This window comes from Allobosea sp. Root381, assembly GCF_001429395.1.
In the GTDB taxonomy this organism is placed as follows: Bacteria; Pseudomonadota; Alphaproteobacteria; order Rhizobiales; family Beijerinckiaceae; genus Allobosea.
The window spans coordinates 32,535-46,493 of sequence record NZ_LMJT01000008.1 but is presented as its reverse complement, the minus strand read 5'-3'; the positions used below and the strand labels follow the sequence as shown (position 1 = coordinate 46,493).

Genomic DNA, 13,959 nt, shown 5'->3' with positions numbered 1-13,959 from the left:
CTTCAGCACAATTTTTTTATCGAGGCGGGCCCGGCGTCGTGACGCCGGCGGCCCTGGAGGCAGGAGTCGACGATGCGGATCGAATACGACGCAGGCACAGCGCTCTCCATCATGCGCGGTAATCCGGTGCGAGGCTGGGTTTCCGGGAAGCCCGACCGGATGGCCAGGGACCGGCTGACGACCGGCAGCTTCCTGAACCTTGATCACAAGCCGAAATTCGCCATCGACCCGTCCTGGCCGATCTTCACGATGGGCTCCTGCTTCGCGCGCAGCGTCGAGAACGTCCTGATGTCGCGCGGCCTGCCGCTGGTGCTGAAGGGGCATGGCGCACCGGCGGAGGATTTCGACAGCTGGAGCGACGCCACCCAGCGCGGCGGCGGCGCGGCGGCTGGCGAACTCAGCCGCGGCGCGCTCAACAAATACTCGGTCCGCTCGATGAACCACGAGCTCAAGCGCGTGCTGCTGAACGAGAGCTACCCGGACGAGGGCATGGTCGAGCTTGCCCCCGATCAGTGGTTCGATCCCCATGCCAGCGGCCTGCGGCTGCTGCCGCGCGAGCGCGCCTTCGCCAATCGCGAGCGGCTTGCCGCCGCCAGCGCGCGGATCAAGGATGCGCGGATCTGCTTCTTCACGCTGGGGCTGACCGAGACCTGGCTGGATTCGCAGACCGGCCTCGCGATGAACGTCCATCCGGGCGTCAACTGGCTGGCGCGCATGCCGGAGCGCTTCCGCTTCGTCGATTACGGCTATGACGCGACGCTGACCGACATGCTCGAGATCATCGAGCTGATCCGCACGCATTGCCGCGCCGACATGCGCTTCATCGTCACCGTCTCGCCGGTGCCGCTGGGCGCGACCTTCAAGGATGCGGATGTGATCGTCGCCAACAGCGGCTCGAAATCGGTGCTGCGCGCCGTGACCGAGGAACTCTATCGCCGCTTCGACTATGTCGACTATTTCCCGAGCTACGAGATGGTGATGAACTCGCCGCGCGCTCTGGCCTATGAGGAGGACCAGCTCCATGTCTCGCGCGACATGGTCGCGGCGGTGATGGGCGCTTTCCAGCGCTTCTATCTGGAAGACGTCGCCCAGCGCGCCGCCTGATCTCAGCGCTGCATCAGCCTCTGTCGAGGCGGCTTGCTTCAGCTCCGTTGAGACGTCGGGCCTGTCGGCCAGACGCTCATTCGGCTGTTGCAGGCCGTGCCGTCACCCCTGATCGTCCGCGATGTAGAAGCCGATCGCCGAAGCGCAGGCCATGACGATGCTGATTTCGAGAATTCCCATTGTCGCCTCCTGCGGTTGGATTTGCTCCATTCAACCGCGAAGGCACCGCCCAGGTTCCGCCGCATCACCGCCAAAAACGTGGCTGGCCGACAGAAGCCCTCTGCGCTGGCGCCGCCCTGCTCAAGGGCTTCATGCTTGGCACTGCACGAAAAAGGCCCTGCCGAAGTCGGCAGGGCCAGGTCGTAGGTAACCGTTGCGCGCTGGAAAGAACGCGGCGCGTCCGGTTAGGTTCAATGCGGATCGAGATGGGCGAGGAGCATGTCGCTCGCCGCCACGAGCTTCATGACAGTTCTGCTCTCGCTTCGAAACGAACGAGCCCTGACGGGCTGCAGCTTCACCCCAAACGAAAAAACCGCCCGGCGAGCGGGCGGTCTTTCTCAACTCAAAACCAAAAATCGGGCGTTATCGCCTCACTTGATCTTGGTAACTTTCCCGGCGCAAAAGCCTGAAAACGCTAGAAACGAATTGAACAACTCAAGGCGCTGCGAACACAGAGAAATTTGTGTTCCATATTGCGCCATATCGTTTCATGCAGTACCGATTCTCTGTGACCCGGAGGTGATCCGGCGAGGGTGATCGGAGTTCAAACTTGGCTGGACGCTCACTTACCGACGTCGAGGTTCGCGGGCTCAAGGCAGGGCCCGGTCAGCGCCTCGTGATCTATGACGCGAAGGCCCGAGGGTTATGCCTGCGGGTGAGCCCCACCACAAAGTCGTGGAGCTTCATCTATCGGCCGAAAGGTGAGACGCGGCAGAAGCGATACACGATCGGCGACTATCCGGCGTGGGCGTTGGCGGACGCCCGCGATAAGGCACTGGCGCTTCGCCGGCGAGTGCAGGACGGCGGCGACCCTGTGCTCGAGGCTAAGGTGCGGCGCGACGCCCTGACCTTCGAGAAGCTCGTGGAGCGATATATGTCCAACCACGGGACGAAGATCCGATCCGCCCGCGAGTATCAGCAGCTTCTAGATAAGGACGTGCTCCCGACACTCCGCGACCGACGTGTGGACGAGATCACGCGCCCAGAAGTCGGGGTGCTGCTCGACGACGTCGCGAAACGTGCTCCGATTGTTGCAAACCGAGTCATGTCGGTGATGAGCTCGGTCTTCTCCTGGGCGGTGTCGGAAGGGCTCGCGAAGGACAATCCGGTCCGAGGTCTGAAGAAGCGGGGCACTGAGAAAGCCAAGGAGCGCCATCTCGACGACGAGGAGATTCGCGCGCTGTGGGCCGGCCTTAACGAGACGGCGCCGCGCTATGCGGATCTCGTTCGCTTAGTGCTCTTGCTGGGCGCGCGGCCGGGAGAGGTCGCAGGGATGTCGCGGGAGGAAATCGACCTCGACAAAGCACTGTGGCGTATTCCAGCGGAGCGGGTGAAGACGAAAGCGGCTCATGTTCTGCCGCTCGTCGGCGAGGCCTTGGCGATCGTCTCGCGTCTTTGCGAGGGCAAGCGGTCAGGGCACATATTCTCCACCACGAAGGGAAATGCACCGACCAGCCAGGATCTCGCAAAGGCATTTGAGCGCACCCGGAGCGTGCTGAAGGGGCCCGCGACGCCGCACGACCTCCGCAGGACCGCGGCGACGATCATGTCGCGATTGGAGATAGATCGGCTGACGATCGCCTATGTCCTCAACCACGGCTCGACCATCAAGGCCACGGTCACAGGCAGCACCTATGATCGACACGACTTCCTGCCGCAGAAGAAGCGGGCGCTGGAGGCGCTGGATCAGTGCATAGCTGCGGTGCTAACCGAGCGGCCGGTACCTGATAATGTCGTCGCGCTGCGGGGGCGCTGACGATGGAAACGCGTAAGCCTCCCAAGGCTGGGACGTCTCGCTATTACGAAGCAATGTGGAACGAGTGGCGAGCTGAACAGCTGGCGAAAAACCACTGGATGCTCGATCGGCGGCGTGCCGACCAAAAGCGAAAGCAGCTCGCCCATCCAGTCCGGTTCTCTGCTTTCGCTGCCGAACTTAGAGTTCTCTCCGGCATTCTGGGTAGTGACGTACCTCTCGATTTCCTCGCGTTTATAGCGAGCAGCGACATTGTCGGCGAGGATGGCCGGTGGTCTCGCACTCGGCCGTCCGATCGTGAGCAGAGGCTTGCCCTTGGTAAGAGCGCTGCCCGTCGGATTGGGCGTGGGCATAAGCCTGATCCAACTTACGCATTTTTCGCTTGGGAATTCGCTATCGAGGCAAGCAATTTCGGCGCCGCTAAGAAGCAGGTTCTTGATGCCCATGAGGCATTTATTACCGCGGAAGCCGAAAAGTTGACCTTTGGGGCCCCCTCAGAAGTCGAATGACACGGTGAAAATCTCTGCACATTTCTGTTGCCGTTCGAAACACAGGAGCGGCCCGAAATGCTCAATGACAAGATCCTCCGCTGGCCGGACGTGCACAGCGCGACCGGCCTAAGCCGAACCACCGTCTGGCGCCTCATCCGCGCTGGGAAGTTCCCTGCCTCGGTGAAGATCACCGACCACGCCACGGGTTGGAAGCAGTCAGAGGTCGAGGCGTGGCTCTCGTCGCGCCAGGCTACGGCAGCGTGAGGTGGCACGCGCATGGCCTCCTCATTCTCCCCCGCAGAGCTCGACGGGCTCCTCGCTGACCACGACACGCTGGCGAACGTCGACGCGACGATCGGCACAATCCGCGCCCTGGGACTGCAGCCGCGGCCGGACACCATCCGCGAGCAGGCTGCTTTGCAGGAGCGCGAGCCTGCCGAGGTCGAGCTGCTTGTCGCGCTGATCGGCCGCCGGCTGTCCTCGCTGGAGGGCGCACTGTGAAAGACACGCCCTCGAAGTCGTTCACCTCCCGGAAGCTCGATCTCCAGCACCGCATATGCGCCGATCGTCGTGTCACGGATGGCCAGTTCAGGATGTTCGTCCGAGTTCTGCGGGCGATGAACGAACGGACTGGCGTTGCCGTCATCGGTGACGAGACGATCATGGCGGAGGTTAAGAGCTGCGGCGGCCGCTCGACCTGCAAGGCGAACAGGCGCCATCTTCAGCAGCTCGGGTACTGGAAGATTGAGCCCGGATCCGGCAACCGAGCGACGGAATACACCATCGACCTCAGCGCGGGTATGGCGCTGATGAACGGGCTAGAGGACCTTCGCGCCGAACGCATCCAGAAGAGACGCCGAACCACCTTGGCGTGGCGCGCTCGGAAGGCTGTAGTCGGCCATACAGATAGCCGACTGCCGGACGATGTAGTCGGCCATGTGGGTGACGGAGTAGTCGGCCATGTGGATAGCCGACAGTCGGCCATGCAGGTGGCCCCGTACACCTTCATTACACCCTCAACAGAAACACCCTCATATAGGGCTGCCGAGGAATCCAGATATCTCCAGGGGGATGACGTCGATCCTGATGGTGTGGTGATCCCTCGAAACTTCCTGTCTCGGCTTGGCGCTGGCGACATTGAAGAGGGGCGTTGTCTGGCGGACAATGTGCCGGCGGCGCTGCTGACGATGCTGCTGGATCGTTCATCGAAATTCGGCGCGTCGTCGATCGGTGCCGAGATCGACAACGCTCGCAGGTTGGCGCTCGCCGCGATCGAGCGGAGGGCGTCGGCATGAACGACATTCCCACCGACCTTTTCGCCTGGGCGGATCGACCTCAGACGGTTGTCGATTTCCGAGCACGTCGCGAGACGCTGCCACGGTATGAGCGACTGCATCCGCTCCGCCACTACGACATAGCCGTTGCTCGAATGGAGAGGCGGATCCCGCCCGCGCCGATCCTGCGCTTCCCGGCGATCCACCCGGCCAGCCCCGGCAGCTACACCGGCGGGCCGCTCGAGGTAGCTCGCCGATGAGCGCCGCCTTCGAACCTGGTTGGCACCTCGTCCGCACCACCGAAGGCAGCACGGCTGTGCTCTGGTGCAAGCCCTATCCGCTGCCTGGACCGTTCGCGTGGGTGATCGCCGGCCGCACGCGAGAGGCCTGCGCCAGCGTGACCACGGCCGCCTTTGTCGCCGAGCTCACCGAGTTCCGCACGGCCATGCTGATCGCGTCGCTTGGTGCGCCGGCTGTGTTCGAGCAGGTCGGAGGCCGTGATGGGCGATGATGTCGCGCTGCTCATCCTGGCCGAACTGCGCGCCGTGAACGCTCGGCTGGATCGGCTTGATCAGGCAGGTTTCGCCGTGCCGCCGGCGCATCGCCTCGTCAGCGCGATCGGCGAGCACACCAATGGCTTGCCGTTCACCGTCCGCGAGCTGATTCGACACGGAGAGCAAGCCGAGCCGGCCCTCTTGGGCGCGATCGAAGGCGCCTGCGGACGTGTCAGCGCCCGAGGTTTGGGAAAGAAACTCGCCAAGCTGGCCGCCGCTCCGATCGCCGGATACCGCGTAGAATCCATGTCGGAAGAGCGCACCGGGCGTGTCTGGAAGGTCGAAAAACTGCTGGTTTGATCGCCAAACCCGCCAACCGCATTGTTTGCCGCATCACGCCGACGCCATCGTCTTCCAACACGGAGGACGACGCCCTTGCAACGACTGTCTGACCTGACGAGCCGCATGGTCCGCGACCGAGAGGCTCAGCAGACCCGCGGAATCTCCGACCTCGCGATGTTCGCCATGGTCACCGCGAAGACGGCGGCGGGCGGTGGTTCTGCCAGCGCGATCGCTGAAGGCCTCGGCGCCTCGCCGGCTCTCGTCTCGATGATTAAGGCCGCTGTCGGTGCGACCACGATCGAGGACCTCGGCCCCTATGCTCAGGTCTCGGCGACGTTTCTCGCGTCGCTGCGATCCCGATCCATCTTCGCGCATCTCCTCGACAATGGCATGGCGCGAGCCCCGCTCCGCAGGCCGATCCGAGCAGTCACAGCCAACATCACCGGCACCATCGTTTCGGAGGGCGCGCCGACCCCAGTCAGCAGGATCACGCTGGCATCACGATCGCTAGCTCCGCAAAAGGCTATGGCGCTCGTCGTACTCAGCCAGGAGGCTATCGTCGGAACCTCGCCAGCGGCGCTGATGCTGATCGAGGGCGAGTTGCGCAAGGGCGCCGCCGCAGCGGCTGACGGCCAGTTCATCAGCATCGCTGGATCTGGGGTCTCGCCGATCGCCGCGACCGGCACGGACGCCGAGGCCGCGCTCGTCGATCTGCGCACTCTGCTCGACGTGGTCAACGTCACCGGCGCAAGCCCTGCGCTCTACTGGGCGATGCCCCCCGGTGTCGCGAATGCCGCCGCCACGATGACGAGTCTCGCCGGCGCCCTGGCGTTCCCCGAGATGACCCCTCGAGGCGGCGAAATCCTCGGACTGCCCGCGCTCGTTTCTGACGCCGTCGCGCCCGGCACGGTGATGTTGATCGACGCCGGCGGGCTCGTCGGAGAGATCGAGAACATCACCATCCGTTCGTCGGGGCAGGCCGCGGTCGCGATGCGGGACGATCCCGAGAACGTCGCTGCCGAGCTCGTCAGTCTTTGGCAGACCAACAGCACCGGCATCCTTGCCACCATGACATTCGGGCTGGAGCGCTATCGCTCGAACGCGGTCGCGATCTTGTCGGGCGTCAACTGGGGAGGCGCTGCGTCATGACAGCTGCCCGCCTCATCGAAATCCGCGACCAAGTTACGGACCTCCGGACACGCGCCCGGAAGAGCGACGCGGCGGCCTATGCGGCGGGCCTCAACCTCACCTTGGCGAACTCCCACGACCGGGCCGCGAAAGAGCTCTGGCGCCAGGTTCACGACTTGGAGGCCCGTCAGGCCAACCTGACCGCCGGCCTTCCGGAGGACTTCGGCAAGCCGAAACCGGCGGAAGCCGTGCCAGAGCCGGCCGCGCGAGCCGTCAAGCAAGCGCCCTTGCCAGAGGGAGACTTCCCGGACGTCCCCGACTATCCCTCCGCTCTGCCGAAGGAGCAACGCAGCAAGCTCTTCCGCTCGACAACGGCCAAGATCAGCGCGTGGCTGGGAATGCTCCGCAAAGCCGGGGCCGCCACCGAGATGCTGGTCGAGCTATCGGCGATCGACCATGTCCGCACCGCTTGGGCCGTCGACCGCATCAATGCGTTGGAACAGCGCTGCGCTGATCTCGAGATGGCGTTGGCGAAGCGCGACACCACGCCGAGCGGCAGGAAGCTCGACGCCCTCAGCGCCAGGGTGGCCGAGCTCGAGGCCGGTGGGATCTTATACTGCGGCGTCTGGCAGCGGTCCGGCGTCACTTATCGGAAGGGCGCGCTCGTCACCTTCGAAGGCTCCGGTTGGATCGCCCTTCGCGAGGCGAAGGAAGGCGAGGCGCCGGGCACGCCCACCGCGTGGCAGCTCGCGATCAAGCGCGGCAAGGATGGGAAGGACGCTCGACCATGACCATCGAGGCAATGGAGACCAAGCTCGATGCGATGGTCCAGGAAGCGCTGCGCCGCAAATCCCGTCAGCTCGACATAGCCGGCGCCAGCAAGACGGAGCGCGCCGCCGCCATGGCTAAGACCCGCGCGGAGTTGAAGCGCTGGCGCGACGCCGCCCCCGCCTGCGTCCTGCGGCTCGCCGTCGAAGGAGGTTGATCCATGCAAATCACCACGCCCATCGCTGAGGCCGAAGCCATGGTTGTTGCCGCGGTCGACCGCTACGCCGCTGACCTGCTCGACGAGATGCTGTCGCCGGGCCTGCCGGGTCACGTCGTCAACGAAGCCCGGCGCAGGGTCAGCGCAATGGCCCAGCATTGGCGTGTCGAAGCCATCCTCAGCGTACGCGCCTTCATGGGGCAGCCGGCCGCTCCTTGGTTCAAGGCAGAGCCGGGACGAGGCGAGCGGCGGCCGGGTGACGGGGGGGCATCGACGTCCAGAAACGGGTCGAAGGAAAGTCCACCGCATTAGGTCTCGTTCGCAGAAAAAATTGTCGGTCCCCGGAAATTCCAGAACGTTTTTAGCCCTGGAGACCGCCGATTTTATGGACAGCGGAAGGCCGTTCCCGGCGATTTTTAGCCGATGCTGAAGGATGAGTGATGCCGAGAATGCCGCAGATATCGGAGGATTCATCGGCAGCGGACCGCGACCCAGCTCCGCCTCGTGGTCTGTCGAGGTCGGAAAAGAGCGCGTTTAGGCGCGTTTGCGAACTTCGCCGGGCTGCTGGGAGGCCAGTTGCAGCGATCGAGAGCGACATCGTTGTCGACTACCTCGCGGCCCGGTCCCGGCTCGCAGAGCTCCAACGCGTCGAGCGGGAAGAGCAGGCCGATAGCGTCTTCTTCCTGAAGGACCGGATCGCGCTTGCCGCCGCCGTCGATCGTGCCGCGGGGACGTGCAGGCGCCTCGCCAAAGACCTTATGTTGATCGGAGCCGCATAATGTCCGGAAACGAAGTCGTCCGCGTCGTCCGGGTTAAGGGCGTCGCCGAGGGGCTGGATCAGCTCACAGCCAAAATGAAGACCGTCGAGGACGCCTATTCGGCTGTTGCTCGGGGCAGTGATTCCGCCGCGACCTCCACCGAGCGGCTGGAGCGTCGGCAGCTGTCGGCTCAGGCCGCCTACAATCGCGTGCAGCGCAGCTTGGACGATCAGTACCGTGCGCAGGAGAAGATCGGTCGGGTCGAGCGTGATCTGCAGCGCGCTTATGATCAAGGGCTCGTCACCGAGACGCGTCGCATGCAGCTCATGGATGCCGCGACGCAGCGCTACAGCGCCAACAGCGCAGCGGCGACCACATATGCGACGACGGTCGGCAAGACGGCGGTCACCGCCAACGACAACCTGACCAGATCAACCGGCCTGGCCCGGCATGAGATGATCAACTTTGGCCGCCAGATGCAGGACGTCGCGACGATGGCCGCGATGGGTCAAAGCCCGTTCGCCATCCTGTCCAGCCAAGGCGCGCAGGTCGCCGACATCTTCATGTCGACGTCCGGGACTATGCGGGGCTTCTTCGCGCAGATGGCGAGCGGTGCCGCACGGTTCGCTTTATCGGGTGCGGGAGTTGCCACGGCAGGCGCCGGGCTAGGCGCGTGGGGCGTCACCGCGGCGGCGGGCTATGCATCCGGCCAGCGCGACGTCGAGCAGGCGCTGCGCGGTGTCGGCGCGGCCTCCGGCATCACGCTGGCGCAGATCAATCGCCTTGCTGATGCTCAGGCCGGCGCAGCCCGCGTCAGCGTCGCATCGGCGCGGGAGATCGCGGCGGCCTATGCGGGGACGGGTCGAATTGATCCGGGCCGGCTCCCTGGCCTGCTCGACTTCACCAAACAATACGGCGCGTTCTCCGGGCTTGGGACCGGCGAGGCCGCTACGGAGCTGGCGAACGCCTTCGCTGATCCAGCGAAGGGCGCGGAGCTCCTCGCCGAGAAACTGGGCGGGCTCAACTCGGCGGCGCAGCGGTGGATTCGGGAGCAACAGGCTGCTGGCAACATGCTCGGCGCTCAGGTCACGCTGCTGGAGAGCTTCCGGCAGCAGGTTGAGGGCTCGACGGACCGTGTCGGCTTGTTCGCCCGTGCATGGGACGGCGTGAAGCGGTCGGTTTCGGATGCCGATGATGCTCTCGGCCGCTTCCTGGCTGGCAGCGCGACGGCGGAGCAGCAGCTGGCGGCCTTGCAGGCCCAGCGGGACCGCTTCGCCGCGCTCCCGACGCGGACCGGTCGAGCACAGCAGCACCTGGCCGGCCTCGATGCGGAGATAGCGAAGCTTGGCGCCGTGGTCGAGCTTGAGCGCCAGCGCGCCGAGATCGACGCCCGGGTCGCTCGAGCGGCGAACGCGAGCCGCCGCGGCTCCGCGATCTCGGATCGCATGGACACGTATGGCACCGCGCTGCGCGAACTCACGGCGGATCGGAGCCGCCTTGAGGAGGCGATGCGGCTCAATCCCCGCGCCGGCGACTATGATGCCTGGGCGCGCTCCCTCGATCGGGTCAACGGCGCTATGGCGACGATGCTGCCGAACGCCGAGCGGGAGCGCCAGACACACGAGCTCACCATCCGCGCCATCAATGCCCGGACCCTTGCTGAGCGCACCGCGATCGAGGTGCAGCGCGAGACGCTCCGGCTTTCGGGAGAGAAGATCAGCGCAGCCGAGCGCGAGATCGCGATTCAGCGTCGCGTTGCCGAGATCCAGGCGCAGGCCAATCGCGACGCGCAGGACGCTCTGCGCACCTCGCGTGATCAACTGGCGCTGGCGGGCCGTAGTCCGGCCGAGCGGTCGCGCTTGGAGATTGAGCAGCGGTATCGCGACAACGTCGAGCGGTTCGGTGGCGTCAATCCCGCCATGCCTGCTGCCACCGCCGCGGCGAACGGGTTAGATGCGGCTTTTGCCGAGAGCCTGCGGAAGCTCCGTGAAGCTGTCCCCGGTCTAACCATCACGTCCGGCTTTCGGACCTACGAGCAGCAGGCCAGGCTTTACGCCGAGAAGCCGCACCTGGCGGCGCCTCCCGGGCGGTCCCAGCACGAGCGCGGCCTCGCTGCGGATCTGGCCTACAACGGCTCCGGGCAGCTGCCGGCGTGGGTCCGAGCCGAGGCCGCGAAGTTCGGCATCAACTTCCCGATCGCCAACCGCGCCCGCAATCCCGAACCCTGGCACGCCGAGCCCGTCGGCGGCCGCGGACGGTCGGGCGCCGGCGGCGGATCGGCTGCGGACGAAATCCGCCGCAACGAATACGCCTCCCGCGACCTCAACGCGATCGAGGGCGTCGTCGGCTCGGCGAACCGGGAGCTGCAGCGGCAGTTCGAGCTGCTCGGTCTGCAGCGACAGGCATGGGGCGAGAGTGTCGAGGAGATCGCGAAGGCCGCAAAGCAGCAGGAATTGATCAACGCGCTTCAGCGCGAGGGCGTCGCGATCGGGCCGGGCTTGCAGGCTCAGATCGACCGGACCGCCGCCGGCTATGGCGCGCTCGTACGCCAGCAGGAGGAACTTCGCGCCAGCCAGGAGGCACTTCGGTCGATAGGCGACCTAGGGCGCGATATCGGCCGCGGGCTCTATTCCGATTTGCGTGCCGGCGCATCCGGCGCGGAGCTCCTGACGAACGCGCTCGACAAGGTCGCCAGCAAGCTGATGGACATGGCGATGAACGACCTCTTCGGGAAGGCCTTCGGCAATAATGCCATGGGGCTCTTCGGAAACGGCGGGTTCTTCTCGTCGCTGATGGGCGCGTTTGGCGGGGGCGGGGGTTCCGCAACAGACTTCTCGCGCGGGGCGGGGGGCCTTTATGGGCCCGGGTTCGCATCTGGCGGGTTCACCGGCGCGGGCGGCAGGAACACCCCCGCCGGCATCGTGCATCGCGGCGAATATGTCTTCTCCGCGGCGTCGGTGAACCGGATCGGTCTCGGCAATCTGGATTCGATGCACCGTGGCAGCCTGCCGGGTTATGCTGGCGGCGGCTACGTCAGCCCGACACCTTACGCGCACCAGCCTGCGGCGAACGCCAACGCGGCCGCGCCGAAGATGGTCGTCAATGTGACCAACAACACCCCGGCACAGGTCGAGACGCACCAGAAAGAGGACGGCTCTCTGGAGGTCATCATCGACGCAATCGAAGGTCGCATGGCCCAGAAAATGGTTCGCGGCCAGGGCTCGATGAGCACGGCGATGCGCGCCGTCAGCACCGGCCGGCAGCTGCGGGGCTGATCATGTCAGTCGTCAATATCGTCCACGGGTCGAATGCCGTGCACATGTTCACCGACGCCGGTCTGTTTGCGGCAGACGGCTCAGTCACGGCGCTTCTGCATAAAGCGCACCCCGTCCCGCACCTGGGCGCCGTGTTTTCCTCCCGTGGGTCCTACTGGTTCATGCAAAAGATCGTCACCGCAATCAGCCATCACTTTTCAACCTTCGACGAAATGATCGCGGGGGTGCGTGCGCTATTCGTCAGTCAATACGAACGCCACGCCGAAGCAATCGCCGCGGCCGATGCCGGGGAATTCGAGCTCTGGATCTGCGGCTGGTCGTCCGCACGGGCGCGGCCCGAAAGTTACGGCATATCATCCCGCAACCTGCAGCTTGCCGTTCACGGGGTGGAGGCACCCGCCTGGGCCTTGCAGCAGGTGGGCGACATGGTTTTGCCACGTGACGGACGCTTTAGGCAGCGCCTTGCCGCACACCCGACCAATTCAATCGAAGAACTCGGCATCGCTATTGCCGAATGCCAGCGACAACTGCGCGGGTTTACGCCCTCGGGAGTGGAAGTCACAGGCATCGCAGGTTTTATTCAGGCAACGACAGTCACATCGGACGGTATAACGACAAAAATACTCAGAAGATGGCCAGACCAGGTTGGCCAATTTGTTTCTCCTTCCCCCGAAATATTCGCATAAGGGAGCGCGAACGACATGTTTAGAATCGAGTACGACTGGAGCAGCACGACCTGGACGGTCGCCGGCGACGCCATCACCAACGACAAGCTAACCAATATGGCGGCGGGCACGGTCAAGCTTCGCAAGGCCGGGACCGGGGAGGGCGATCCGGAGGACGGCACAGGCTCTGACGTCCGAACCATCACCGGGCAGAAGTGGGTGACTGTCTACGATAGCACCGTAGCCGGGTCTGCCGTTTCCGCCATCACCATTCCGCTTACAGGAGGCTTCGGTCTTTACCGGATCGACGGGGAGATCACGCCAAACGGGAACGACTTCGCTTCTATTTTCCGCGTCAGCAAGGACGGCGGGTCAACCTGGCTGGCGGGCAGCGATTACCTCTACATGGGTTCCGTCGACGGGGGCGGGATCGTCACGCCGATCGCGGCGACCACGACGACGTTCGGGTACTTCTGCTGGACGATGGACACGGCCTTTCCAACGGTCGGGGGCGCCGTGGAGGCCTTTTTCCGACAGGGGTCCGCCGTCAAGAACGGCTTCCTGCAGATGCGCTCGTCGTCTTACGATGGCGCGAACCATACCGCCGCGGCCCTGAGCACTTTTCTGGCCGCCGCGGGCGCTGTCACCCACATCCAGTTGCTACCAAGCGTCGTCGGCGGCCTCTACGGCGTTGGTACGCGCATTGTCGTGGAGGGGTGCTGATGCCCTTGATTTGGCAGAATGATGAAATCGTCGAGGTTTCCGATGAAGAGCTTGGCCCGATTCCAGGGCCGCCGCCGCTGACCGTCGACGACTACCGCCGCGCGATACAGGCGCACATCGATACCACCGCCCGACAGCGCAACTACGACAGCGGCGTCACCTGCGCTTCCTATCTAGGATCGACGAACACGGCATGGGCTGCGGAGGCCACCGCGTTCGTCGCCTGGCGCGATGCAGTGTGGGCACATGCGTACACCGAGCTTGCTGCCGTCGAGGCAGGGGAGCGCGAACAGCCCACGGTCGCGGAGATCGTGGACGAGCTGCCGGCGATGGGATGGCCCGCATGATGGATGTCGCCGATTTCGCCACGCTCGGCCGGCTCGAGGGGGCCGGCCATGCCCGCGCGATGATGGAGAACGGCATCGGCGCTGAGCCGGTGGTCGTCGCGCTGTTCGAAGTGGAACGGCTGCGTCTCATCATGGAGAGAATGAGGCAGCTCCAGTCGGAGGGCGCCGGCCCCGATGCGCTCGCCGTCTATGGCGAGCACGTCAATCGGCGCTTCGCCGAGGCCGTCGCGGAGATCGCCCTCGACATGCGGCTCGCCGCGGTGGCTCCGGCCCCTGCGGAGCCGTCACCGCCGGAGCGGAAGACGAAGCGTGCAGCGCGCCGGGTGAAGACGAAGGGGCTGCACTGAACAACAGGCGCCGGGCATCCTCACAACCGAGGCTTCCGCCTAGATTCAGCATGA

18 protein-coding genes are annotated in these 13,959 nt (G+C 65.0%); all 18 read left to right on the top strand.

Annotation, left to right across the window (positions count from 1 at the left end; genetic code table 11):
- The first annotated feature begins 72 nt into the window (after window positions 1-72).
- The 18 genes from ASE63_RS09050 to ASE63_RS08965 all read left to right on the top strand — a co-directional run bounded on the left by ASE63_RS09050 (window position 73) and on the right by ASE63_RS08965 (window position 13,905).
- Window positions 73-1,104, top strand: a complete 1,032-nt coding sequence (locus ASE63_RS09050; protein ID WP_082609781.1) for a GSCFA domain-containing protein — start codon at window positions 73-75, stop codon at window positions 1,102-1,104.
- 769 nt (window positions 1,105-1,873) lie between these two features.
- Window positions 1,874-3,079, top strand: a complete 1,206-nt coding sequence (locus ASE63_RS09045; RefSeq protein ID WP_082609780.1) for a site-specific integrase — start codon at window positions 1,874-1,876, stop codon at window positions 3,077-3,079.
- 2 nt (window positions 3,080-3,081) lie between these two features.
- The gene (locus ASE63_RS09040) at window positions 3,082-3,585 is read left to right on the top strand and encodes a hypothetical protein (RefSeq protein WP_156410270.1); all 504 of its coding nucleotides are present in this window, start codon (window positions 3,082-3,084) and stop codon (window positions 3,583-3,585) included.
- Between the two features lie 57 nt (window positions 3,586-3,642).
- Window positions 3,643-3,831 (top strand): AlpA family phage regulatory protein, encoded by a 189-nt coding sequence (locus tag ASE63_RS09035; protein WP_056799857.1) that lies wholly within the window; start codon window positions 3,643-3,645, stop codon window positions 3,829-3,831.
- Between the two features lie 12 nt (window positions 3,832-3,843).
- Complete coding sequence (locus ASE63_RS09030; protein WP_056799855.1) at window positions 3,844-4,068, top strand: hypothetical protein; 225 nt, start codon at window positions 3,844-3,846, stop codon at window positions 4,066-4,068.
- Complete coding sequence (locus ASE63_RS09025; RefSeq protein ID WP_056799852.1) at window positions 4,065-4,862, top strand: hypothetical protein; 798 nt, start codon at window positions 4,065-4,067, stop codon at window positions 4,860-4,862. The genes ASE63_RS09030 and ASE63_RS09025 overlap by 4 nt, the downstream gene beginning before the upstream one ends.
- A complete protein-coding gene (locus ASE63_RS27150) occupies window positions 4,859-5,101 on the top strand; it encodes a hypothetical protein (protein WP_156410269.1) in 243 nt (80 codons plus the stop codon). Before ASE63_RS09025 ends, ASE63_RS27150 begins: the two co-directional genes overlap by 4 nt.
- On the top strand, window positions 5,098-5,352 hold the full coding sequence (locus ASE63_RS09020; RefSeq protein WP_056799849.1) for a hypothetical protein: 255 nt from the start codon (window positions 5,098-5,100) through the stop codon (window positions 5,350-5,352). The genes ASE63_RS27150 and ASE63_RS09020 overlap by 4 nt, the downstream gene beginning before the upstream one ends.
- Complete coding sequence (locus ASE63_RS09015) at window positions 5,342-5,695, top strand: hypothetical protein (protein WP_056799847.1); 354 nt, start codon at window positions 5,342-5,344, stop codon at window positions 5,693-5,695. The genes ASE63_RS09020 and ASE63_RS09015 overlap by 11 nt, the downstream gene beginning before the upstream one ends.
- A gap of 75 nt (window positions 5,696-5,770) precedes the next feature.
- Window positions 5,771-6,826 carry a phage major capsid protein gene (locus ASE63_RS09010; protein WP_156410268.1) on the top strand — a complete coding sequence of 352 codons (1,056 nt, stop codon included), beginning with the start codon at window positions 5,771-5,773 and terminating at the stop codon, window positions 6,824-6,826.
- Window positions 6,823-7,596, top strand: a complete 774-nt coding sequence (locus ASE63_RS09005; protein ID WP_056799841.1) for a hypothetical protein — start codon at window positions 6,823-6,825, stop codon at window positions 7,594-7,596. Before ASE63_RS09010 ends, ASE63_RS09005 begins: the two co-directional genes overlap by 4 nt.
- A complete protein-coding gene (locus tag ASE63_RS09000) occupies window positions 7,593-7,790 on the top strand; it encodes a hypothetical protein (protein ID WP_056799839.1) in 198 nt (65 codons plus the stop codon). Before ASE63_RS09005 ends, ASE63_RS09000 begins: the two co-directional genes overlap by 4 nt.
- Window positions 7,791-7,793: 3 nt before the next feature.
- Window positions 7,794-8,102 carry a hypothetical protein gene (locus ASE63_RS08995; RefSeq protein ID WP_056799837.1) on the top strand — a complete coding sequence of 103 codons (309 nt, stop codon included), beginning with the start codon at window positions 7,794-7,796 and terminating at the stop codon, window positions 8,100-8,102.
- Between the two features lie 466 nt (window positions 8,103-8,568).
- Window positions 8,569-11,823 (top strand): phage tail length tape measure family protein, encoded by a 3,255-nt coding sequence (locus ASE63_RS08985; protein ID WP_056799831.1) that lies wholly within the window; start codon window positions 8,569-8,571, stop codon window positions 11,821-11,823.
- A gap of 2 nt (window positions 11,824-11,825) precedes the next feature.
- On the top strand, window positions 11,826-12,509 hold the full coding sequence (locus ASE63_RS08980; protein ID WP_056799828.1) for a hypothetical protein: 684 nt from the start codon (window positions 11,826-11,828) through the stop codon (window positions 12,507-12,509).
- 15 nt (window positions 12,510-12,524) lie between these two features.
- Window positions 12,525-13,211, top strand: a complete 687-nt coding sequence (locus tag ASE63_RS08975) for a hypothetical protein (protein WP_056799825.1) — start codon at window positions 12,525-12,527, stop codon at window positions 13,209-13,211.
- Window positions 13,211-13,558: a hypothetical protein gene (locus ASE63_RS08970; protein WP_056799822.1), complete on the top strand. Its 348-nt coding sequence runs from the start codon at window positions 13,211-13,213 to the stop codon at window positions 13,556-13,558. Before ASE63_RS08975 ends, ASE63_RS08970 begins: the two co-directional genes overlap by 1 nt.
- Window positions 13,555-13,905: a hypothetical protein gene (locus ASE63_RS08965; RefSeq protein ID WP_156410267.1), complete on the top strand. Its 351-nt coding sequence runs from the start codon at window positions 13,555-13,557 to the stop codon at window positions 13,903-13,905. The genes ASE63_RS08970 and ASE63_RS08965 overlap by 4 nt, the downstream gene beginning before the upstream one ends.
- The last annotated feature ends 54 nt before the right edge of the window (window positions 13,906-13,959 follow it).

What these genes read in the sequence shown, in the direction of transcription:
- ASE63_RS09050 (WP_082609781.1), top strand. Translation starts at nt 73, where the DNA reads ATGCGGATCGAATACGACGCAGGCACAGCGCTCTCCATCATGCGCGGT.
- ASE63_RS09040 (WP_156410270.1), top strand. Translation starts at nt 3,082, where the DNA reads ATGGAAACGCGTAAGCCTCCCAAGGCTGGGACGTCTCGCTATTACGAA.
- ASE63_RS09035 (WP_056799857.1), top strand. Translation starts at nt 3,643, where the DNA reads ATGCTCAATGACAAGATCCTCCGCTGGCCGGACGTGCACAGCGCGACC.
- ASE63_RS09030 (WP_056799855.1), top strand. Translation starts at nt 3,844, where the DNA reads ATGGCCTCCTCATTCTCCCCCGCAGAGCTCGACGGGCTCCTCGCTGAC.
- ASE63_RS27150 (WP_156410269.1), top strand. Translation starts at nt 4,859, where the DNA reads ATGAACGACATTCCCACCGACCTTTTCGCCTGGGCGGATCGACCTCAG.
- ASE63_RS09020 (WP_056799849.1), top strand. Translation starts at nt 5,098, where the DNA reads ATGAGCGCCGCCTTCGAACCTGGTTGGCACCTCGTCCGCACCACCGAA.
- ASE63_RS09015 (WP_056799847.1), top strand. Translation starts at nt 5,342, where the DNA reads ATGGGCGATGATGTCGCGCTGCTCATCCTGGCCGAACTGCGCGCCGTG.
- ASE63_RS09005 (WP_056799841.1), top strand. Translation starts at nt 6,823, where the DNA reads ATGACAGCTGCCCGCCTCATCGAAATCCGCGACCAAGTTACGGACCTC.
- ASE63_RS09000 (WP_056799839.1), top strand. Translation starts at nt 7,593, where the DNA reads ATGACCATCGAGGCAATGGAGACCAAGCTCGATGCGATGGTCCAGGAA.
- ASE63_RS08995 (WP_056799837.1), top strand. Translation starts at nt 7,794, where the DNA reads ATGCAAATCACCACGCCCATCGCTGAGGCCGAAGCCATGGTTGTTGCC.
- ASE63_RS08985 (WP_056799831.1), top strand. Translation starts at nt 8,569, where the DNA reads ATGTCCGGAAACGAAGTCGTCCGCGTCGTCCGGGTTAAGGGCGTCGCC.
- ASE63_RS08980 (WP_056799828.1), top strand. Translation starts at nt 11,826, where the DNA reads ATGTCAGTCGTCAATATCGTCCACGGGTCGAATGCCGTGCACATGTTC.
- ASE63_RS08975 (WP_056799825.1), top strand. Translation starts at nt 12,525, where the DNA reads ATGTTTAGAATCGAGTACGACTGGAGCAGCACGACCTGGACGGTCGCC.
- ASE63_RS08970 (WP_056799822.1), top strand. Translation starts at nt 13,211, where the DNA reads ATGCCCTTGATTTGGCAGAATGATGAAATCGTCGAGGTTTCCGATGAA.
- ASE63_RS08965 (WP_156410267.1), top strand. Translation starts at nt 13,555, where the DNA reads ATGATGGATGTCGCCGATTTCGCCACGCTCGGCCGGCTCGAGGGGGCC.